We start from the raw sequence: 19,536 nt of genomic DNA on the forward strand, positions 1-19,536 counted from the left end.
GCAGGGCTCCCAGCCCGCCCGCGCCGGCTCGGGCACCGGGCCGCGCCCGACGAGCGGCGGCCCCGCGCCGTCGAGCGGGCGTCGCCGCGGCCCGCGTCGCGCCACGCGCGACGTCGGTACCCCGCGCGGCTGACGCCGTCCCACCTCTCGCCCGCCTCGCCCCACGACCGTCCGGCCGTGGGGCGTGGTGGGCGTCGGCATGTCGGCAGGAGTGATGCAGACCACAGCCGAGGCGGCGTCATGGCGGACGGCGCCCGGCGTCTCCTTCTCGACAGTCGCGCCGGGGGCCCGGAGACGGGGGCGCGAGACACCGTCGCACAGGGGAGACACCCATGCACTCACGACGTGCCGACGCCACCGCGTCGCACACCCACCGGTGGGCAGCGCTGCTCGCCGCCGTCCTCGCGCTCGTCGCGGCGCTGGTACCCACCACGCCCGCGGCGGCCGCGGACATCCCAGGAGCCATCACCGGCGTCGACATCACCCAGGAGTCGGCGGCGTACGGCGGCTCGGTCGACGTCCGGATGACCTGGGCGGTGCCGGACGACAGCCAGGCAGGTGACACCTTCTGGGTGCAGCTGCCGGACAGCCTCGCCAAGATCGGGGGGCTGACCTTCGACCTCCACGAGGACAACGACCCGGCCAAGCCCGTGGTCGCCCGTGCCCAGGTGGTCGATGGTCGCATCGTCTTCACGCTCACCGACTACGTCGACACCCACACCAACGTGCGCGGCGACGCCTTCATCACGGCGCAGCTCGTGCAGGGCGAGACGACCGCGGGCGAGACGAACGAGTTCACGTTCGTCACCGAGGTGGGCGAGTACACCGACACGGTCGTGGTCGGCCCGGTGGGCAACAACATCAGCCGCCCGGTGAAGTACGGCTACTGGACCGACCCCGTGCTGGAGGACGAGGGCAGCCGCGACGGCGCCCTCACCTGGCGGCTGCGGTCCTCGGTCGGCCCGCTGTCGCGGATCGTCTTCACCGACGAGCGGGGCCCCGGCCACGTCCTCGACTGCGCCGGGCTCGACGTGCGGCTGCTGAGCGACTTCGACGCCAACGGCGTGTGGCACAGCAACGTCGCGATGCCCGCGTCGCAGCACGAGATCGTCCGCTGCGACGAGACCGGCTTCCAGATCGTCGTGACCGATCTCGACGAGGGCGAGGTCGCCATCGTCCGCTACACGAGCACCGTCACGGAGGAGCGCGACAGCTACACGAACTCGGCGATCGTCGTCGAGGACGACGTGCCGAGCTCGACGGGCACCCACGTGGAGCGTGTGACCGCTGGCGGTGGCGGGATCGGTGACAACATCCCGTCGATCGACATCGAGAAGTGGTCCACCGTCGACGGCCCTGACGCCGGCGACCACGACGCAGGCCCCGGCAAGGAGCTCGACCCGGTCGCGGACGAGGAGATCACCTTCACGATCACCAACGACGGCCGCGAGGACCTCGTCGACGTCGTCGTCACCGACACCACCGAGGCGGGACCGGACCTGCAGGACCTGGTGTGCTCGTTCCCCGACGGGTCCACCGGCACGACGTGGGCCGGTCCGTTCGAGATCGGCGACTCCTTCACGTGCACGGCCACGCTCCCTGCGATGGGGCCGAGCGCCGAGCACGCCGACGTCGCGGGCGTCACCGGCACGGGAGCGGGCAGCGGCCGCACCGTGACCGACAGCGACCCGTGGCACGGCTACACGCCCGAGGCGCCGCCGACCGAGGAGCCGAGCGAGCCCACCGAGGAGCCGACGGAGCCCACGACGGAGCCGGCGGAGCCGACGGAGCCGACCGAGCCGGCGGAGCCGATCGAGGAGCCGACGGAGCCGACCGTCACGCCGTCGGTGTCGTCGGGCGGCACGGTCGAGGCTCCCGCACTGGCGCACACCGGTGCCGGGTCGGCGGCCTGGCTGGCCGGTGCCTCCGGGCTGCTGCTCGTCGCGGGCGTCGCGCTGCTCGTCGCACGCCGCCGGCAGGCTGCGTCGCAGGGCTGAGGCGGGGCCGGCAGGCCGACCACGCGGACGGGCCCCCACCGGGTGCGGTGGGGGCCCGTCGTCGTCTCCGGCTAGCGGGTGAGGCGCACGAGCGTCGCTCGACCGGGCTTGAGCCGGACCGCGAGGTCGCCCGGGCGCTGGTCGGCCCAGCGGTCCTTCTTCGGGTCGTAGGTGGCGACGCCGGTCACCGCCGAGCCCCACGTGAGCGCCGCGTGGGCCTGCTCGTGGCGGGAGTGGTTGACCACGAGCACGTACCGGGCGTCGTCCGGGCCGTCGAAGCGGCCGAGGACGAGGCCGTCGCCGCTGGTGGCGGCGATCTCGTCGTCGGGCTCGAACGCCGCGAGCCCGTCGGGCACCTGCGCGAGGTTGGCCGCCTGCACCGCGGTCGAGGTGAGCGGCAGCAGCTGCCGCCCGATCGGCGCCAGGTAGTCGTTGTTGACCTCCGCCGACGCCGCGTACAGCGGGGTCTTGCGGCCGTCCGGCTGGATGAGCGCCTCGTGGAAGTCCTCCCCGCGCGCCGGGTCCGGCGTCCAGTAGGTGAAGTACTGGATGCCCTTGCAGCCGTAGGCCAGCGCGACGTTGATCTGCCAGTACAGGTCGTCCTTGTCGGGCACCGCGTGCGCGGTGTAGCCGACCGACTGGATGTAGGCCCACGTCGGGATGTCCTGCGGCAGCGCGGCGGCCCGCACGGCCGCCCAGTTCGCGAAGAAGCCGCCGTCCTCGCCGGACTCGAGGATCGGGTAGCGGTCGAAGGAGAGCACCTCGGGGTCCAGGTGCTCGACGGCGGCCGCGTAGTCGAAGCCGGGCAGGTGGTTGACGTAGGGGAGGTTGTCCGGGTCGACGGTGCGGATGATGTCGAGCAGCACGCCCAGGTCGGGCAGCTTGTCGACGCCGGGCTCGTCGAAGACGTGAAGGCCCGCGTAGCTCTCGAAGCCGCCACCGCCTGGGGTGCGCCAGGCCGACAGGTCGCCGGAGAAGTCCTCGGTCAGCAGCACGGTGCCGTCCGCGGCGGTGACGACGACGTCGTCGAACAGGGCCGACTCGCTGCCCGCCTCGCGGAAGCCCACGGAGCCCGACGCGTAGGTCGCGTCCTCGACGGTGTCGACGACGACGCCGTCGACCGAGGTGGTGATCGTGGTGCCGACGACCTCGGTGCGTACCCGGTAGGCGGTGTCGGGCTCGATCGGGAACGGCAGCTGCACGGTGGTGACCTGCGGCGCGCCGTCGACGAAGATCGCGCGCGTGAGGTTGCCGTTGCCGCCGCCGGTGTCGCGGTCGCCGATGATCCAGACGTAGGCGTTGCGCTCGTCCTGGACGCGGAACGCCCAGCCCGCCTGGGCGTAGCCGCCTGCACCCGTGGGCAGCGGGGTCGCGGTGAACTCGAACACGTAGTCGGTCCAGTCGGCGCCGTCGAGCGCCCAGCCGATCGACCCGTCGCCGGTGCCGCCGTCGAAGAGGAGCCGGCCGTCGCGCAGCCGCCAGTAGCGGGTGGGGGCGTAGCGGTTGACGATCTGGCGCACCAGCGTCTCGGCCTCGTCGCGGGTGAGCGTGAACGGGCCGCCGTCGTCGCTGATGCGGAAGTTGCGGGTGATCCAGCGCAGGTCGTCGTCGTCGACGAGGACCTTGAGGCCGACCTGGTCGGCGATGCGCAGCGCGTGCTGCTGGATCTGCCAGTCGGCGAACAGGTAGTTGTTCGAGTGCACGTAGGTGAAGCCGGCGTCGACGATCTGGCGGTAGCGGTCGACCGTCGTCTGGTACGGCGGGGGCGGCCAGAAGATGCCGATCGGGAACTCGCCGCCCTCGAGCAGCGGGCCACCGCTCGCGCGCGGCGCGGGCACGCGCGGCCGCGGGGCGGCGGAGGCGCCGCCGGCGACCATCCCGGTCGCGGCGAGCGCCCCTCCCAGAGCGCCGCCGAGACGCAGGAACGTCTGTCTGCTGAGGGTGCTGTCGGCCATGGTTCCTCCTCCGCCCGGGTGGGCTGTCGTGGCGCGTGCCGCGCCGGTCAGGCTCGACCCGGCCTCGGTGCCGGGCGCCGTCGTTGATGGCTGCGCACGGCGTGGGCCGTGCGGTCCAGCAGCTCGGTCGTGCGCGCGACGCTCGCCTGGCTGACGGCGAGGTACAGCAGCTCGACGACCGTGAGCTCGGAGAACCGGGCCGCGAGCGGGCCCTCGCGGAACGTCGTCTCCTCGGTGACCGTGACCAGCACGTGGTCGGCTGCGCGGGCGAGGGTGGACTCGGCGCCGCCGGTGACGGCCGCCGTCAGGGCGCCGCGCTCGGCGGCGGTACGCAGCATCTCGACCGTCTCGACGGTCTCGCCGGTGAAGGAGACGGCGATCGCGACGTCGCCCGGCTCGAGCAGGGCCGCGCCCGTGAGACCCTCGTGGACGTCGGTGAACGACCAGGTCGGGACGCCGATGCGGTGCAGCCGCAGCTGCAGCTCCATCGTCATGACGGCGGAGCCGCTGACCGCGTAGAGCTGCACGCGGCGCGCGGCGGCGATCGCGTCGGCGAGGGCGCGGACGGCGTCGAGGTCGAGCCCCGCGAGGGTGTCCATGACCGCGTAGGTCTGCGCCGCCCCGAGGGTGCGCGCGACGTCCTCGAGCGGGTCGGTGGGGGAGATGGTGCGGGAGATGTCGAGCTCCCACGGCGAGCCGGTGCCGGCCGCCGCGTCCGCGATGACGGCCAGCCGCAGCGTGGGGTAGCCGTCGACGCCGAGCCGCCGGCACAGCCGCGACACCGCCGACGGCGAGGTCCCGCTCGTCACCGCCAGCTCCTGCAGCGTCCCGGCGACCGCCCCGGCCGGGTCGGCGAGCACCGTGTCCGCCACCTTCCGCACCGACGCCGGCAGCTCCGGGCGGAGCCTCCGCAGGTCGGTGAGGACCCCGGAGGAGCGCAGCGACGACGCAGGCATGACAGGAAGTGTCAGTGAGATCACGTGACGTGTCAACGTTCTGACAAGAATCGTCAGACCGTCGAGTAGGCCGTGACGTCGCAGGCAGGGTCGCGGTGCTACCTTCGTGGCGCGATCCCGTGTGTCGCGGATGTGCACGGAGATCAGCGCAGTCGTGAGCCAGTCGACGCGGGCCGCACCTCGTGCCAGAGCATCGCCCGGACATACTCAGAACCACCCTTCGGAGCCGATGATGGACAACGAGATCGCGCTGATCAGTGACGGCGACGGCCTGGCTGTGATCGGCGAGCCGAGCGTCGTCGCGCAGTTCCTCGACTCCGAAGGCTTGACGTCGGTCGACCTGGGACTGGATCGACTTCGCCATCGAGCGGGTGCTGCCGCAGGGGCGCTCCAGGCGGCTTCAGAGATCTCCGCGGGCTCAGGTCGATGGGTCCAGCTCACGACGCAGTCTGCCGAGCTCGCGAAGAAGTACCCGATGGTCACCAAGACCTCCTCGGGACTCCAGACGGGTGTGCTCCGTGGTGAGAAGGGTCGGTTCGTCCACCTCGTCGAGTTCGCCCGAGGCCCCGGAGCGACCCTCACTAGTCCCGCCTTCCTCGCCGGAGCGGCCGGGGTCATGGCTCAGGTCGCCATGCAGCAGACGATGGACGAGATCACCGACTACCTCGCCACGATCGACCAGAAGGTCGACGATGTGCTCCGCGCCCAGAGCGATGCCGTTCTGGCCGACATGATCGGGGTCGACCTCACCATCGAGGAGGCGATGAGCATCCGCGAGCACACGGGTCGGGTCTCCGAGACGACGTGGTCGAAGGTGCAGGCCACGTCGATGACGATCGCTCGTACCCAGGGATACGCGCTCCGCCAGCTCGACGCGCTTGCAGAGAAGCTCGAGAGCAAGCGAGGAATGGGCGACCTGGTCAAGGCAGCCAAGGAGGCCGAGACCAAGGCAGCCGAGTGGCTCGTGGTGCTTGCCCGGTGCGTCCAGCTCCAGGACGCCATCGCGATCCTCGAGCTCGACCGGGTGCTCGATGCGGAGCCGGAGCAGCTGGATGCGCACCGGCAAGGGCTGCAGGTTGCTCGGCAGAAGCGGCGTGATGCGATCGCGGATGCCACGCGGCTCTTGATCACGCGCCTCGACGCAGCCGCCGGTTACGCCAACAACAAGGTGCTGCTGAATCCCATCGAGTCGCCGGCCGTCGTGCGCTCGAGTGCCCACGTGGCCGCCGCCGTCATCGACTTCCAGGAGCGGCTCGGGATCGAAGCGAGCGGGTCGGCCATGGAAGCGAGGCGCTGGCTCGACGCGGCTTCCGATGTGAAGGACCGGGCGCTCGAGACCGGAGCCGGAGGGGTTGACGTCGCCAAGCGGCTGGGCAGCGAGACGCTCGGTCGCGCGAAGTCGGCGACGGCCAAGTTCTCGAGCCGGATGGACACTCTGGCGCTGCGCCGCCGTGATCGGACGGGTGACTGAGCTACCTCGGTCGCGCTGAAGGCATGCGATCCGATGCGAGGACGCGCACGCAGCCTGTGACCCGGGCGTGGGCGGCGACGAACGCGTGCCCCGATCCCGTGTGAACGCTCACAAAGTCCGGGATCCGCGATCTGGCAGCCGTTATGTTGCAGGCGAGGGGCGGAGCGTGCGCTCGGTACCCTGCGACGACCGGTCGAGGCGGAGGGGGCGGTGTGGAGGGCGGCAAGCGGCCCGGGATGACCGACGTGGCGCGGCTCGCGGGCGTCTCCCACCAGACGGTGAGCCGGGTGCTCAACGACCACCCCTCGGTGCGGCCGGAGACGCGCGAGCGGGTGCTCGCCGCGGTCGAGCAGCTCGGGTACCGGCGCAACCTGTCGGCCCGCGCCCTCGTGACGCGCCGCTCCGGGCTGCTGGGCATCGTCTCCAGCGGGTCGTGGCGATCGGGGCCCGCGGGCACGCTCGGCGCGCTCGAGCAGGCCGCGCGCTCGGCCGGCTACTTCGTCACCGTCGCCATCGCCCCCGAGCCCGACCCGGCCCGGCACGCGGAGATCGCCAACGCGTTCGTCGAGCAGGGGGTGGAGGGCGTCGTCGTCATCGCGCCGACGCCCGGGGTCGCCGAGGTCGCGCAAGCGCTCAGCACCCAGGTGCCCGTGCTCGTCGTCTCGGCCTGGGACCCGCCCGACGACGTCGCCACCATCTCCGTGGACCAGCGCGGCGGCGCGCGGCTGGCCGCCGAGCACCTGCTCGGGCTCGGCCACACCGACGTCGTCCACGTCTCCGGCCCCACGGACTGGTTCGACGCCGCCGCACGCGTCGAGGGCTGGCACGCCGCGCTCGCGGACGCGGGCGTCCGGCCTCGGCCCGACGTCGTCGGCGACTGGAGCTCCGATCGCGGCTACGCGATCGGCCACGAGCTCCTCGACGACCTGCCGACCGCGGTGTTCGCCGCCAACGACCTCATGGCGCTCGGCATGCTCCGCGCCTTCGCCGAGGCCGGTGTGCGGGTGCCCGACGACGTCTCGGTCGTCGGCTTCGACGACTTCGAGGGCGCCGCCAACTACTACCCGCCGCTCACCACCGTGCGGCAGGACCTGCGCGCGCTGGGTGCCGCCGCCCTCGGCGCGCTCGTCGAGGTCATCGCGGGCGGCCCCGCGCTGCCGCGCCGGCTGCCCGCGACCCTCGTGCCTCGCGCCTCGACGGCGGCACCCCGGAGCGCCCGGTGAGCCCGGACGAGCGGCCCGAGCCGCCGCACGCGACCGACGAGCTCGGCACCCTCACCGGCTTCCTCGAGTTCCTGCGCGCCACGCTCGCCTGGAAGACCGACGGCCTCGACGAGGCCGGGCTGCGCGCCACCCTGCCGCCGTCGGACATGACGCTCGGCGGCATGCTGCACCATCTCGCCTTCGTCGAGGACTACTGGTTCGGCTGCCGGCTGGCGGGCGAGCAGCCCGCCCCGCCCTGGGACGCCGTCGACTGGGACGCCGACCCCGACTGGGACTGGCACGCACCCGCGACCCTCGACGCCGCGACCGTCCGGGAACGCTGGACCGCCGCCGTCGAGCGCTCCCGCCGACTGCTCGCCGAGATCCTCGCCGACGGCGACCTCGGCACCCTCGAGCGGCGCGAACCCGCGCGCGTCTCCGTGCGGTACGTGCTCACCCACATGATCGAGGAGTACGCCCGGCACGCCGGTCACGCCGACCTGCTGCGGCAGTCGATCGACGGTCTCGTGGGCGAGTAGTCAGCCGGCGAGGCCACGCACCAGCGCGGCGAGCGCCTCGTCGAGCTGGGCGTCGGTCACCCCGCCCACGCCGACCAGCAGCCCGGTCAGCCCGGCGCTGCGGCAGTAGTCCGCCAGCAGGTTGACCTGGTAGCCCGCCGCGAGCGCCGCGTCGCGGGCGCGCACCGCGTCGGCGTGCGGCAGCAGCCACGTCGTGTACATGCCGGCGGGCGAGGGGGTCGACGGCGTCGCGTACGGTCGTAGCGCCTCGGTCACCCGCTGCGCGCGCTCGGCGTACACCCGCCGCGCGGAGCGCACCACGCGGTCCAGGTAGCCGTCGCGGACCAGCGTGAGGAACGCGCGCTGCACCGGCCACGGCGCGGCGTCGTGCGTCGCGGTGCGCCGAGCGTTGACGGCGTCGGTCACCTCCGGCGGCGCCACCAGCCACCCGATCCGCATGCTGGGCCCGACCGACTTCGCGGCGGTGCCGAGGTAGCCGACCCGCTCCGGCGCCAGCGACGCGAGCGCGGGGATCGGCGCGACGTCGTAGCGGAACTCGGAGTCGTAGTCGTCCTCGATCACCAGCGCATCGGACGCGCGCGCCCGGTCCAGCAGGTGCAGCCGCTGCGAGGCCGACATCACGTGCCCGAGCGGGTGCTGGTGCGCGGGCGTCACGTAGACGGCGGCGAGCCCGTCGAGCGCCCAGCCGTCCGGGTCGATAGCGGGCAGGTCGCGCACCTCGCGGCCCACCTGCCGGGCGGTCGCGACGGCGGCGCGGTAGCCGGGGTCCTCGATGCCGACCGCGCCGGGTGGCAGCGCGCCCAGCAGGTGCCGCAGGCCGTCGGTCGTGCCCGAGGTGACCACGACCTGCTCGGGCTCGCACGCCAGCCCCCGCGTGCGGGCCAGCCGCTCCGCCAGCAGCCGCCGCAGCTCCGGCAGCCCCCGCGAGTCGTCGTAGCCGCGCGGCGGCGTCGCGGTGGAGACCTCGCGCCACGCCCGCCGCCAGCCCGCCGCGTGCCGCGGGTCGATGAAGGGCGTGCCGGCGTCGAGCGTCACCAGCGGCCGAGCGGCAGCCGGCTCGGCGGCCCGCCGCGAGGCGGCACGTCGCAGCCCGCGGGAGGCCACGAACGTGCCCGACCCGTGCCGGCCGCGCAACCAGCCCTCCGCCACGAGCTGCGAGTACGCCTGCTCGACCACCGACCGCGAGGTCCCCAGCTCGGCGGCCAGCGCGCGCGAGCTCGGCAGCCGGTGCCCCTCGGGCAGCGACTCGTCGAGGATGCGCGCGCGGATCTGGGTGCTCAGCTGCACGCCGAGCGGCACCGCGCCGTCGCGCTCCAGCACCACCGGCAACGTGCTCACGACCACCTCCGGTGGCCTGCCGAAGTGGAGGCCGATTGGCCGTTGATGGCAGGCCACTGGGCAGCGAGCCTAGCGCCATGACCGACACGCTCTCGCCGACGCCCCGCACGACCGTCGTGCGCGGCCGCAGCCGGGCCCGCACCGACCGGGCCGAGCTGCACGCGCTGCTCGCCGATGCCCTCGTCGCGCACCTCGGCGTCGACGTCGGCGACCACCCGCTCGTGCTCCCGGTCGCGTTCGCGGTCGACCTCGACGGCCCCGACGACGGCGGCTCGCTCTACATCCACGGCTCGGTCGCGGCCCGCTGGCTCACCGCCTCCGCGCGGCGCACCGTGTGCGTGACCGTCACCGAGCTGGACGGTCTGGTCGCGGCGCGCTCGGCGTTCCACCACTCGATGAACTACCGGTCCGCCGTCGTGATCGGCGAGGCGCGCCTGGTCACCGACCCCGACGAGCGGGCGCGAGCGCTGGCGCTCACGGTCGACCACATGATCCCGGGGCGGTCAGCCACGCTGCGGCCGAGCACCCGCAAGGAGCTCGCCGCGACCGCGATCCTCGCCGTGCCGCTGCGGGAGGCGTCGATGAAGGTCCGCTCGGGCGGGCCGGTCGACGAGCCCGCCGACGTCGACGCCGAGGTGTGGGCCGGCGTCGTCCCGGTCCGCCGGGTCGCCGAGCCGCCGGTCACCTCGCCGGACGCCGCCGCGGAGGTGCCCGACGACGTCGCCCGGCAGGCCGCGCGGCTGGGGGCGCGGCCGGTGGATCCGCACGAGGGTGTGCGTTCACCTGCCTGACGTCCGCGCCAGGGGTGTGATGGGTGGATGAGCACGCACCGCGAGACCCTCGACATCGCCCTCGAACAGCTGGGCTCGCTCGTCGCGCAGGTCCGCGACGAGGACCTGTCGCGCGCGACCCGTGCGCGGACTGGGACATCACCCACCTGGTCGACCACGTCGTGCACAGCGTGACGAACCTCGCCGCCGCCACCCGCGGCGAGCAGCCCGACTTCGGGGCCGAGGGCCCCGCACGTGCACGACCGCGAGGCCGAGTACGCCGCCGCGGCCGACCGGCTGCACGACGCCTGGCGCGACCCCGCCGACCCCGACGCCGACTCCCGCTGGTGCACCGGTGAGATCGCGGTGCACACGTGGGACCTGGCCACCGCGCTCGGCGTGGGGACCGCCGGGTTCGACCCGCGCGTCGCGGAGGACGGCCTCGCCTTCATGAGCGGCGCGCTCACCCCCGAGAACCGCGACACCATGTTCGGCCCCGAACAGCCCGCGCCCGCCGGCGCCGGACCGTACGAGCGGCTCGCGGCCCTCGCCGGGCGGGTCGTCCCGACCGCCTGAGGCCCTGTCGGGCACCGCACCGGTGCGCTCGGAAAGTCGGTTGCCCTGTGCGCAGCGGCCTGCCTACCCTGGCGGCATGCGGATGTGACCTGCCCCGAGCCCGTACCCCACGACCGAGGCAGGTCTTCGCATGTCATCCGTCACCACCCTCTCCCCGGTGCTGCGCGCCGACGGCGTCTCCGTCTCCTTCGACGGCCGCCCCGTGCTCACCGACATCTCGCTCGCCGTCGACCCCGGTCACCGCGCCGGCCTGGTCGGCGAGAACGGCGTCGGCAAGTCGACGCTGCTGCGCGTGCTCGCCGGCACCCTCGAGCCCGATGCGGGCACCGTCGAGAGGCCGCCGGACCTCGGCCTGCTCGACCAGGAGCTGCCCTACCCGGCGAGCACGCCCGCGCGCTCGGTCGTCGAGGACGCGCTGCGACACGTGCGCCGCCTCGAGGCCGACCTGGAGCGCGCGGCCGCGGCGCTCGCCGACCGGCCGGAGGAGGCGTCGGTGGCGCGCGCCTACGACCGCGCGCTCGCGGCGGCGCAGCAGGCCGAGGTCTGGGACGCCGACGTGCGGGCGGCGCGCACCCTCGCCGGGCTGCGGCTCGACGCGCTCCCCGACGACCAACGGGTGGGCGAGATGTCAGGCGGGCAGCGCACCCGGCTGGGCCTGGCCGCGCTGCTGCTGCGGCGGCCGCGGGCGCTGCTGCTCGACGAGCCCACGAACCACCTCGACGACGACGCGGCGGACTTCCTCGCCGGCGAGCTCGCCACACTCACGGGCGCGGTGCTGCTCGCCAGCCACGACCGGACGTTTCTCGAGCAGGTGGCGACCGAGATCGTCGACCTCGACCCCGGCTCCAGTCCGGAACCGCCGCCGGTCGTCTACGGCGGCCGCTACTCCGACTACCTGCAGCAGCGACGGGTCGCGCTGGCGCGCTGGCAGGAGCGCTACGAGCGCGAGCAGGAGGAGCTGACGCAGCTGCGGCGCGCCGTGGCCGTCACCGCACGCGAGGTCGCGCCCGGCCGCGGCCCCCGCGACAACGACAAGTTCCTCTTCAACTTCAAGGGCGCACGCGTCGACCAGACGGTCTCCCGGCGGGTCCGCAACGCGGAGGTGCGGCTGGAGCAGCTCGAGCGCGAGCAGGTGCGCAAGCCCCGGCCGCCGCTGCGGTTCGAGCCGCCGAGCGGGCCGGCGCCCGACGGCGGTCTGCTCGCCTGGGCGCACCACGTCCGGCTGGCCGGCCGTCTCGACATGGACGCCGCCGGGCTGCCCTCGTTCGAGGTGCCCGCGGGCGCGCGGCTGCTGCTGACCGGGCCGAACGGCTCCGGCAAGTCGACGCTGCTGCACCTGCTCGCCGGCGACCTCCAGCCCGACGGCGGCAGCGTCGGAGCGGCCCGCGGCGTCCGGATCGGCCTGCTGGAGCAGGATCTCCCGCTCGAGGACGAGGCCAGCACCCCTCGGCAGCTGCTCGCAGCCGCCGAGGGGCGTGAGCTGCAGCCGGGCGAGCGTGCGGCGGTCGAGGGTCACGGGCTGGTGGCACCGCGCGACCTCGACCGTCCGGTCGCCGACCTCTCGGTCGGCACCCGGCGCCGGGTCGTGCTGGCGATGCTCGTGACGCAGCGACCCGACGTGCTGCTGCTCGACGAGCCGACCAACCACATCTCGCTCGCCCTCGCGGACGAGCTCGTGGCGGGGCTGCGCGACTGGCCGGGCGCCGTCGTCGTCGCCTCCCACGACCGGTGGTTGCGCCGGCAGTGGGAGGGCGACGTGGCCGAGCTCAGCCTCGGACGGCGGTGACCAGGAGGTACTCCCAGTCCATCGCGCCGTCACCGACGTCGTGGGCCGCCGCGAGCGCCAGCAGGTCGGTGTCGAGCGCGGCCGCCCGAGCCGGGTCGTCCGCGAGGCCGGCGTAGGCCGCGATCGTCGGGCCGTAGCGCTCCTTGAAGAACGCCAGGAACGTCGCGGCATCGCCGAACGTGGTCACGCGGAGACTGCGTCGCTGTGCGCGGAGGTCGACGACACGGTCGCCGAGCAGCCCGGCGACGTGCTCCTCGTCGCCCCACAGCGGCGGTGGCTGGACGCCCGGCGGAGGTGCGGGCACGTACGGCTTCATCGTCGCGAACATGCGGCCGATGAAGCCCTCGGGCGTCCAGGACACCAGGGCCAGCCGGCCACCGGGTCGCAGGACGCGGACCAGCTCGTCGGCGCTCGCCCGGTGGTCGGGGGCGAACATCACCCCGACGCTGGACACGACGACGTCGAACGCCGCGTCCGGGAACGGCAGGTCCTCGGCGTCGGCCTCCTGCCAGGTGAGCGCCAGCCCCTCGGCCTCCGCATCGCAGCGGCCGACGTCGAGCAGCTCGGGCGTGAGGTCGGTCGCCACGACCTCCGCGCCGCGCCGGGCGGCCGGGATCGCGGCGTTGCCGGAGCCGGCGGCCACGTCGAGCACACGGTCGCCGGGTCCGACGGCGGCCGCCTCGACCGCCGTCGGACCGAGCTCGGCGACCACCTCGGAGGCGACGCTGGGGTAGTCGCCCAGCGCCCACATGCGTCGGTGGCGCGCCTTGAGCTCCGGTCGCAGCGTGCTGGTGAACGTCGTCATCATGGGATCTCCTCGTCGTCTGGTTCGGATGGGTCGGCGAGCTCGGCGAGGAGGACCTCGACCCGCACCTGCTCATGTGGGACATGAAGCGCACGATCCCGGTCGAGGAGTGGCCGCGCAGCCGCACCGTGCTCCAGTTCCGGCTCCGCGACGTGCCCGCGCGGACGTCGCGCTGGTGGCTGGTCGTCCACGGTGGCGAGGTCGACCTGTGCGACGTCGACCCGGGCTACGACGTGACCGCCGAGGTCGTGACCGGGCTGCGCGAGCTCGTGCGGGTCCGGCGCGGCACAGGTCCTGGGAGGAGCTGCTGCGCACCGGGGTGCTGACGGTCTCCGGTCCCGAGCCGGTCCGGCGGGCGCTGCCGCGCTGGATCGGCCAGTCGACCGTGGCCGCCACCCCGCGGCCGGCCTGACGGCGCAGGCCCGCGCCGGCTGCGCGGCGAAGGAGCCCGCAGCCCTTGACACGGGCGTCTCAGCAGGTCATCGTGTAGGCAACTGCTTACGTAAGGACCTGCCTACATGCCGATCGCCACCGATTCGCTGAGCCGGATCTTCTTCGCGCTCGCCGACCCCACCCGGCGCGCGGTGCTGGAGCGGCTCGCTGCCGGCAGCGCCACCGTCGGGGAGCTCGCCGAGCCGTTCGCGATGAGCCGGCCCGCGATCTCCCAACACCTCGGCGTGCTCGAGGACGCCGGGCTCATCGAGCGCACGCGCGAGGGGCAGTGGCGCCGGTGCACGCTGCGGCCCGAGGGTCTGGACGGCGCCGAGCGCTGGGTTGCCGAGCACCGCGCCGCCTGGCAGGCCCGCTTCGACCGCCTCGACCGCACGCTCGAGGCCCTGGCCTCCACCCGCCCTGCCGGGCCGGGTGGCACCGATCGCGCCGCGCGCGACAGCGCCGACGCGGAGACGGAGGAGTGATGGAGACCAAGGAGTTCACGATCGAGCGCGAGCTCGACGCGCCGCGCGAGACGGTGTGGCAGGCCTGGACCGATCCGGTGCTCGCCGCTCGGTGGTGGCACCCGCACGAGGTCGTGACGCCCCCGGAGTCGGTCGTCGTCGACGTCCGTGAAGGCGGTCGCTACCGCTACCTCATGGTCGCGCCCGACGGCCGCGAGTACCCGACGGGCGGCGAGTTCATCGAGGTGCGCGAACCGGAGCGGCTCCGCTTCTCGTGGGCCGAGCCGGGCGCCGACGTCGAGGACGCGTACGTCATCACCGTCGACCTGCGCGAGCTGCCGGGCGGCCGTTGCGCGATGACGTTCCACCTGCTGGGGCGCGACGAGGACCGTGGCCGCGACGACAGCGTGCACGACGGCTGGGTCGAGGCGTTCGAGGAGCTCGACGCGCTGCTGGTGCAGCGGTGATCACCGTCGAGCAGCTCGTCTCGATCGACGGGTTCGCGGCCGAGCGCGACGGCGGTCTGCGCTTCGTCGAGGCGACCCACCCCGGCGTCGAGCCACCCGACCGAGGTCAGCTCGAGCTGCTCGCGTCCGTGGGCGCGATCGTCCTCGGCCGCCGCACCTACGAGATGTTCGCGGGCTACTGGCCGATGGTGGACCCCGCGACCGAGCCCGTCGCGGAGCCGATCGCGAGGCTGCCCAAGCTCGTGGTCTCCGCGACGCTCGACCGAGCCCCGTGGGGTGACGGCGAGATCGAGGTGGTCCGGCCGCGGCCGAGCGCGGTCGAGGCCGTGCGCGAGGTGGCGCGGCGCCACGGCTCGGTCATCGTGTGGGGCTCGCTGATGCTGACCGACGCGCTGCTGGCCGCCGGCGCCGTCGACCGCCTTCGGTTGCGGACGTGCGCGGCCCTCGTCGGCGCCGGACGGCGTCTCGCGCCGTCGGACCTCGGCATGCGGCTGATGCGGCTGGGCTCCGTCGAGGCGTTGCCGACGGGGCACGTCGTCTCGGAGTACCTGCCCGACCCCGTGCGGCGGTGACCGCCGCAGAACGCGTGCGCACCGAGGATGTGAACGCTAACATCGAGTCATGACTGTCGACGCCGACCGTGCGCTCGTCGTCGGCGTGGACTACGGCACCCTCTCCGGACGGGCTGTTGTGGTGCGCGTCGCGGACGGGGCCGAGCTGGGCAGCGCGGTGCACGAGTACCGCCACGCCGTGATGGACCGGACGCTCACCGCCCACGCGGACGAGCCGCTCCCGCCGGACTGGGCGCTGCAGGTGCCCGCCGACTACGTCGAGGTGCTCAAGACGGCGGTGCCCGCCGCGCTCGCGCAGGCCGGGGTGGAGGCGTCCGACGTCGTCGGCATCGGGATCGACTTCACCTCCTGCACCATGGTGCCGACGGCCGCCGACGGCACCCCGCTGTGCGAGCAGGAGCGGTTCGCCGCCCGCCCCCACGCCTACGTGAAGCTGTGGAAGCACCACGCGGCGCAGGAGCAGGCCGACCGCATCACCGACCTCGCGCGCGAGCGCGGCGAGTCCTGGCTGCCGCGCTACGGCGGGCGGATCTCGAGCGAGTGGCAGTTCGCGAAGGCGCTGCAGCTGCTCGAGGAGGACCCGGAGGTCTACGAGGCGACCGAGCACTGGATCGAGGCGGCCGACTGGATCGTCTGGCAGCTCTGCGGCCGCTACGTGCGCAACGCCTGCACGCTCGGCTACAAGGGCATCTACCAGGACGGCCGGTACCCGAGCCAGGACTTCCTCGCCGCGCTCAACCCCGGCTTCACCGGCTTCATCGACAAGCTCGACGGCGCCCCGATCGCCCAGCTCGGCGAGGCCGCCGGCACGCTGACCGCCGAGGCCGCCGGGTGGACCGGGCTGCCCGAGGGCATCGCGGTCGCCGTCGGCAACGTCGACGCCCACGTCACCGCGCCCGCGGCGAACGCCGTCGAGCCCGGGCAGATGACGCTGATCATGGGCACCTCGACGTGCCACATCCTCAGCAGCGACGCGCTCGCCGAGGTGCCGGGGATGTGCGGTGTGGTCGACGGCGGCGTCGTCGCCGGCCGCTGGGGGTACGAAGCCGGCCAGTCCGGCGTCGGCGACATCTTCGCCTGGTTCGTCTCCACCGGCGTGCCCGCCGCCTACAGCGAGGCCGCCGCGGCCAAGGGCCAGAACCTCCACGAGTACCTGACCGACCTCGCGAGCGCCCAGCCGATCGGTGCGCACGGGCTGGTCGCGCTCGACTGGCACTCCGGCAACCGCTCCACCCTGGTGGACCACGAGCTCTCCGGGCTCGTGCTCGGCCAGACGCTGGCCACCCGGCCGGAGGACATCTACCGGGCGCTGCTGGAGTCGACCGCGTTCGGCACCCGCACGATCATCGAGGCGTTCCTCGACTCCGGGGTCGAGGTGCGCGAGCTCGTCGTCGCGGGCGGGCTGCTCAAGAACCGGTTCCTCATGCAGATGTACGCCGACGTCACGCGGCTGCCGCTGTCGACGATCGTCTCCGAGCAGGGCCCCGCGCTCGGCTCCGCGATCCACGCCGCCGTCGCCGCCGGCCGCTACCCCGACGTCCCGACCGCCGCCGCGGCGATGGGCGGGCGCGTCGAGGCCGCCTACACGCCCGACCCGGCGGCGTCGGACGCCTACGACCGGCTCTACGCCGAGTACCGCACCCTGTACGACTACTTCGGCCGCGGCGCCAACGAGGTCATGCACCGCCTCAAGGCGATCCGCCGCGAGGCGCACGCCGCCCAGGGCGGCGCGACCGCGCCCGCCGCGCCCGAGCTCGAGCCGACCGAGGACATCGCGTGACCACCCCCACCTGCGACGACCCCGACCAGAACGCCGGCAGCAGCCCGCTCGTGCTCGCCGAGCTCCCGCTGGAGCTCCAGGACGCCGTGCAGGCCACCCGCGAACGGGTCTCCGCGCTGCACGCCGAGCTGGTGCGCTACCAGCTGGTCATCTGGACCGCCGGCAACGTCAGCGAGCGGGTGCCCGGCTCGGAGTCGGTCGGCGGGCTGTTCGTCATTAAGCCCTCCGGCGTCTCCTACGACGAGCTGTCGCCGGCCTCGATGGTCGTCTGCACGCTCGACGGCGCGAAGATCGCCGACGGCACCTCCGAGCGGCTCACGCCGTCGTCCGACACCGCCGCGCACGCCTACGTCTACCGGCACATGGACGAGGTCGGCGGCGTCGTGCACACCCACTCGACCTACGCGTGCGCGTGGGCGGCCCGGCGCGAGCCGGTGCCGTGCGTGCTCACGATGGCCGCCGACGAGTTCGGCGGCGACATCCCGATCGGACCGTTCGCGATCATCGGCGACGACTCGATCGGGCGCGGCATCGTCGAGACCCTGCGCGGCTCCCGCAGCCGCGCCGTCATCATGGCCAACCACGGCCCCTTCACGATCGGCAAGGACGCCCGCGACGCCGTCAAGGCTGCGGTCATGTGCGAGGACGTCGCCCGCTCGGTGCACATCGCGCGCCAGCTCGGCGACCCCGTGCCGATCGAGCAGCACCACGTCGACGCGCTCTTCGAGCGCTACCAGAACGTCTACGGGCAGAAGCCCGACGAGCAGGAGGCAGCACGGTGAAGAATCCCTTCGAGGGTCGTCAGATCTGGTTCCTCACGGGGAGCCAGGACCTGTACGGCGAGGAGACCCTCGCGCAGGTCGCGACGCAGTCCCGCGAGGTGGCCGCCCACCTGCAGGGGTCCGACGACGTGCCGGTCGAGATCGTGTGGAAGCCGGTCCTCAAGGACGCGGCCGCGATCCGTCGCGTCGCGCTCGAGGCCAACGCCGACGACTCCTGCATCGGCGTCGTCGTCTGGATGCACACCTTCAGCCCCGCGAAGATGTGGATCACCGGGCTGGAGGCGCTGCAGACCCCGCTGCTGCACCTGCACACCCAGGCCAACGTCGAGCTGCCGTGGGCAGAGATCGACATGGACTTCATGAACCTCAACCAGGCCGCGCACGGCGACCGCGAGTTCGGCTACGTCGCGGCCCGGCTGGGCGTGCCGCGCAAGATCGTCGTCGGGCACGCCAGCACGCCGCACGTGCAGGCGCAGGTGGGCCGGTGGGCCCGCGCCGCCGCAGGCTGGGCGGCGCTGCGCGGTGCGACGCTGGCCCGCTTCGGCGACAACATGCGCTTCGTCGCGGTCACCGAGGGCGACAAGACCGAGGCCGAGGTGCGGTTCGGTGTCGCGGTCAACACCTGGGGCGTCAACGAGCTGGTCGAGCGGGTCGACGCCGTCGACGGCGCCGCGATCGACGCGCTGGTCGCCGAGTACGAGCAGACCTACGACGTCGTCCCCGAGCTGCGCGCCGGCGGCGAGCGGCACGAGTCGCTGCGCTACGGCGCCGCGCAGGAGATCGCGCTGCGGTCCTTCCTCGAGGAGGTCGGCGCGACCGCGTTCACCACGACGTTCGAGGACCTCGGCGGGCTGCGGCAGCTGCCGGGTCTCGCCGTCCAGCGCCTCATGGCCGACGGCTACGGCTTCGGCGCCGAGGGCGACTGGAAGACCGCGCTGCTGGTGCGGCTCGCGAAGGTCATGGGCCACGGGCTGCCCGGCGGCGCATCGCTCATGGAGGACTACACCTACGAGCTCACGCCCGGCAAGGAGAAGATCCTCGGCGCGCACATGCTCGAGATCTGCCCGACGCTGACGACGTCGACGCCGCGGCTGGAGATCCACCCGCTCGGCATCGGCGGTCGCGAGGACCCGGTGCGGCTGGTGTTCGACACCGACCCGGGCGAGGGCATCGTCGTCGCGATGTCGGACATGCGCGAGCGGTTCCGGCTCACCGCGAACGTCGTCGACATCGTGCCTCCGGACGCCGAGCTGCCGAAGCTGCCGGTCGCGCGTGCGGTGTGGGAGCCGCGCCCGGACTTCACGACCTCGGCGACCGCGTGGCTGACCGCCGGTGGCGCCCACCACACGGTGCTGACGACCGCGGTGGGCCGCGAGGTCTGGGAGGACTTCGCCGACATCGCGCAGGTCGAGCTCAACGTCATCGACGCCGATACCACCGTCCGCGGCTTCACCCAGCAGCTGCGCTGGAACGCCGCGTACTACCGCCTCGCGCAGGGCCTCTAGGTTTCAACCCACTTTCGCCCCCACGCGGGGTTTCAACCCACTTTCGCCCCCAGCGGGGGTTTCAACCCACTTCTGCCAGGTCAGGAGCCGGCTCCGGGCAGAAGTGGGTTGAAACCTGTCCCGGGGGGGCAGAAGTGGG

The 19,536-nt window shown here is 73.6% G+C and carries 19 protein-coding genes; 15 read left to right on the plus strand and 4 right to left on the minus strand.

What is annotated here, in order from left to right; translation table 11 throughout:
* Positions 1 to 332: 332 nt before the first annotated feature.
* Complete coding sequence (locus GPA02_RS07885) at positions 333 to 1,997, plus strand: Ig-like domain-containing protein (RefSeq protein WP_156199379.1); 1,665 nt, start codon at positions 333 to 335, stop codon at positions 1,995 to 1,997.
* 71 nt (positions 1,998 to 2,068) lie between these two features.
* Here GPA02_RS07885 and GPA02_RS07890 read toward each other — a convergent pair whose 3' ends face one another.
* Positions 2,069 to 3,952, minus strand: coding sequence for a hypothetical protein (locus GPA02_RS07890; protein ID WP_156199380.1), 1,884 nt, complete (start codon positions 3,950 to 3,952; stop codon positions 2,069 to 2,071).
* Between the two features lie 47 nt (positions 3,953 to 3,999).
* Positions 4,000 to 4,908, minus strand: coding sequence for a MurR/RpiR family transcriptional regulator (locus tag GPA02_RS07895; RefSeq protein ID WP_156199381.1), 909 nt, complete (start codon positions 4,906 to 4,908; stop codon positions 4,000 to 4,002).
* A 229-nt stretch (positions 4,909 to 5,137) separates the two neighbouring features.
* On the opposite strand from GPA02_RS07895, the gene GPA02_RS07900 reads away from it, so the two are divergent.
* The 3 genes from GPA02_RS07900 (at position 5,138) to GPA02_RS07910 (ending at position 8,120) form a co-directional block, all read left to right on the plus strand.
* Positions 5,138 to 6,379: a hypothetical protein gene (locus GPA02_RS07900; RefSeq protein ID WP_240133945.1), complete on the plus strand. Its 1,242-nt coding sequence runs from the start codon at positions 5,138 to 5,140 to the stop codon at positions 6,377 to 6,379.
* A 236-nt stretch (positions 6,380 to 6,615) separates the two neighbouring features.
* Positions 6,616 to 7,602 carry a LacI family DNA-binding transcriptional regulator gene (locus GPA02_RS07905; protein WP_156199383.1) on the plus strand — a complete coding sequence of 329 codons (987 nt, stop codon included), beginning with the start codon at positions 6,616 to 6,618 and terminating at the stop codon, positions 7,600 to 7,602.
* Entirely contained in the window at positions 7,599 to 8,120 is a 522-nt protein-coding gene (locus tag GPA02_RS07910) for a DinB family protein (RefSeq protein ID WP_156199384.1), read from the plus strand. The genes GPA02_RS07905 and GPA02_RS07910 overlap by 4 nt, the downstream gene beginning before the upstream one ends.
* On the opposite strand, the gene pdxR is transcribed toward GPA02_RS07910, so the two are convergent.
* Positions 8,121 to 9,458 (minus strand): MocR-like pyridoxine biosynthesis transcription factor PdxR, encoded by a 1,338-nt coding sequence (gene pdxR / locus GPA02_RS07915; RefSeq protein ID WP_156199385.1) that lies wholly within the window; start codon positions 9,456 to 9,458, stop codon positions 8,121 to 8,123.
* A gap of 77 nt (positions 9,459 to 9,535) precedes the next feature.
* Between pdxR and GPA02_RS07920 the strand changes: the two genes are divergently transcribed.
* The 4 genes from GPA02_RS07920 (at position 9,536) to GPA02_RS07935 (ending at position 12,590) form a co-directional block, all read left to right on the plus strand.
* Positions 9,536 to 10,249, plus strand: a complete 714-nt coding sequence (locus GPA02_RS07920) for a pyridoxamine 5'-phosphate oxidase family protein (protein ID WP_156199386.1) — start codon at positions 9,536 to 9,538, stop codon at positions 10,247 to 10,249.
* Positions 10,250 to 10,276: 27 nt separating this feature from the next.
* Positions 10,277 to 10,423, plus strand: coding sequence for a hypothetical protein (locus GPA02_RS19260; protein ID WP_240133946.1), 147 nt, complete (start codon positions 10,277 to 10,279; stop codon positions 10,421 to 10,423).
* A 60-nt stretch (positions 10,424 to 10,483) separates the two neighbouring features.
* Positions 10,484 to 10,804, plus strand: a complete 321-nt coding sequence (locus GPA02_RS07930; protein ID WP_156199388.1) for a DinB family protein — start codon at positions 10,484 to 10,486, stop codon at positions 10,802 to 10,804.
* A 130-nt stretch (positions 10,805 to 10,934) separates the two neighbouring features.
* Entirely contained in the window at positions 10,935 to 12,590 is a 1,656-nt protein-coding gene (locus GPA02_RS07935; protein ID WP_156199389.1) for an ABC-F family ATP-binding cassette domain-containing protein, read from the plus strand.
* On the opposite strand, the gene GPA02_RS07940 is transcribed toward GPA02_RS07935, so the two are convergent.
* The gene (locus GPA02_RS07940) at positions 12,571 to 13,398 is read right to left on the minus strand and encodes a class I SAM-dependent methyltransferase (protein WP_275689719.1); all 828 of its coding nucleotides are present in this window, start codon (positions 13,396 to 13,398) and stop codon (positions 12,571 to 12,573) included. The genes GPA02_RS07935 and GPA02_RS07940 overlap by 20 nt on opposite strands.
* Before the next feature lie 80 nt (positions 13,399 to 13,478).
* On the opposite strand from GPA02_RS07940, the gene GPA02_RS07945 reads away from it, so the two are divergent.
* The 7 genes from GPA02_RS07945 (at position 13,479) to araA (ending at position 19,397) form a co-directional block, all read left to right on the plus strand.
* Positions 13,479 to 13,721 (plus strand): hypothetical protein, encoded by a 243-nt coding sequence (locus GPA02_RS07945; protein ID WP_156199390.1) that lies wholly within the window; start codon positions 13,479 to 13,481, stop codon positions 13,719 to 13,721.
* 192 nt (positions 13,722 to 13,913) lie between these two features.
* Positions 13,914 to 14,312 carry an ArsR/SmtB family transcription factor gene (locus tag GPA02_RS07950; RefSeq protein WP_156199391.1) on the plus strand — a complete coding sequence of 133 codons (399 nt, stop codon included), beginning with the start codon at positions 13,914 to 13,916 and terminating at the stop codon, positions 14,310 to 14,312.
* A complete protein-coding gene (locus GPA02_RS07955; RefSeq protein WP_156199392.1) occupies positions 14,312 to 14,758 on the plus strand; it encodes an SRPBCC family protein in 447 nt (148 codons plus the stop codon). The genes GPA02_RS07950 and GPA02_RS07955 overlap by 1 nt, the downstream gene beginning before the upstream one ends.
* Positions 14,755 to 15,330, plus strand: a complete 576-nt coding sequence (locus tag GPA02_RS07960) for a dihydrofolate reductase family protein (RefSeq protein ID WP_162457724.1) — start codon at positions 14,755 to 14,757, stop codon at positions 15,328 to 15,330. The genes GPA02_RS07955 and GPA02_RS07960 overlap by 4 nt, the downstream gene beginning before the upstream one ends.
* 49 nt (positions 15,331 to 15,379) lie before the next feature.
* Entirely contained in the window at positions 15,380 to 17,110 is a 1,731-nt protein-coding gene (gene araB, locus GPA02_RS07965; protein ID WP_156199394.1) for a ribulokinase, read from the plus strand.
* A gap of 50 nt (positions 17,111 to 17,160) precedes the next feature.
* Positions 17,161 to 17,892, plus strand: a complete 732-nt coding sequence (locus GPA02_RS07970; RefSeq protein WP_156199506.1) for an L-ribulose-5-phosphate 4-epimerase — start codon at positions 17,161 to 17,163, stop codon at positions 17,890 to 17,892.
* Positions 17,889 to 19,397, plus strand: coding sequence for an L-arabinose isomerase (araA, locus tag GPA02_RS07975; protein WP_156199395.1), 1,509 nt, complete (start codon positions 17,889 to 17,891; stop codon positions 19,395 to 19,397). Before GPA02_RS07970 ends, araA begins: the two co-directional genes overlap by 4 nt.
* Positions 19,398 to 19,536: the final 139 nt, after the last annotated feature.

It is taken from the genome of Actinotalea caeni (assembly GCF_009733795.1).
In the GTDB taxonomy this organism is placed as follows: Bacteria; Actinomycetota; Actinomycetes; order Actinomycetales; family Beutenbergiaceae; genus Pseudactinotalea; species Pseudactinotalea caeni.

Bases quoted from the DNA above. Each gene is read 5' to 3' on its own strand.
- GPA02_RS07885 (WP_156199379.1), top strand. From the start codon at position 333: ATGCACTCACGACGTGCCGACGCCACCGCGTCGCACACCCACCGGTGG.
- GPA02_RS07890 (WP_156199380.1), bottom strand. From the start codon at position 3,952: ATGGCCGACAGCACCCTCAGCAGACAGACGTTCCTGCGTCTCGGCGGC.
- GPA02_RS07895 (WP_156199381.1), bottom strand. From the start codon at position 4,908: ATGCCTGCGTCGTCGCTGCGCTCCTCCGGGGTCCTCACCGACCTGCGG.
- GPA02_RS07900 (WP_240133945.1), top strand. From the start codon at position 5,138: ATGATGGACAACGAGATCGCGCTGATCAGTGACGGCGACGGCCTGGCT.
- GPA02_RS07905 (WP_156199383.1), top strand. From the start codon at position 6,616: ATGACCGACGTGGCGCGGCTCGCGGGCGTCTCCCACCAGACGGTGAGC.
- GPA02_RS07920 (WP_156199386.1), top strand. From the start codon at position 9,536: ATGACCGACACGCTCTCGCCGACGCCCCGCACGACCGTCGTGCGCGGC.
- GPA02_RS19260 (WP_240133946.1), top strand. From the start codon at position 10,277: ATGAGCACGCACCGCGAGACCCTCGACATCGCCCTCGAACAGCTGGGC.
- GPA02_RS07935 (WP_156199389.1), top strand. From the start codon at position 10,935: ATGTCATCCGTCACCACCCTCTCCCCGGTGCTGCGCGCCGACGGCGTC.
- GPA02_RS07940 (WP_275689719.1), bottom strand. From the start codon at position 13,398: ATGATGACGACGTTCACCAGCACGCTGCGACCGGAGCTCAAGGCGCGC.
- GPA02_RS07945 (WP_156199390.1), top strand. From the start codon at position 13,479: ATGAAGCGCACGATCCCGGTCGAGGAGTGGCCGCGCAGCCGCACCGTG.
- GPA02_RS07950 (WP_156199391.1), top strand. From the start codon at position 13,914: ATGCCGATCGCCACCGATTCGCTGAGCCGGATCTTCTTCGCGCTCGCC.
- GPA02_RS07955 (WP_156199392.1), top strand. From the start codon at position 14,312: ATGGAGACCAAGGAGTTCACGATCGAGCGCGAGCTCGACGCGCCGCGC.
- araB (WP_156199394.1), top strand. From the start codon at position 15,380: ATGACTGTCGACGCCGACCGTGCGCTCGTCGTCGGCGTGGACTACGGC.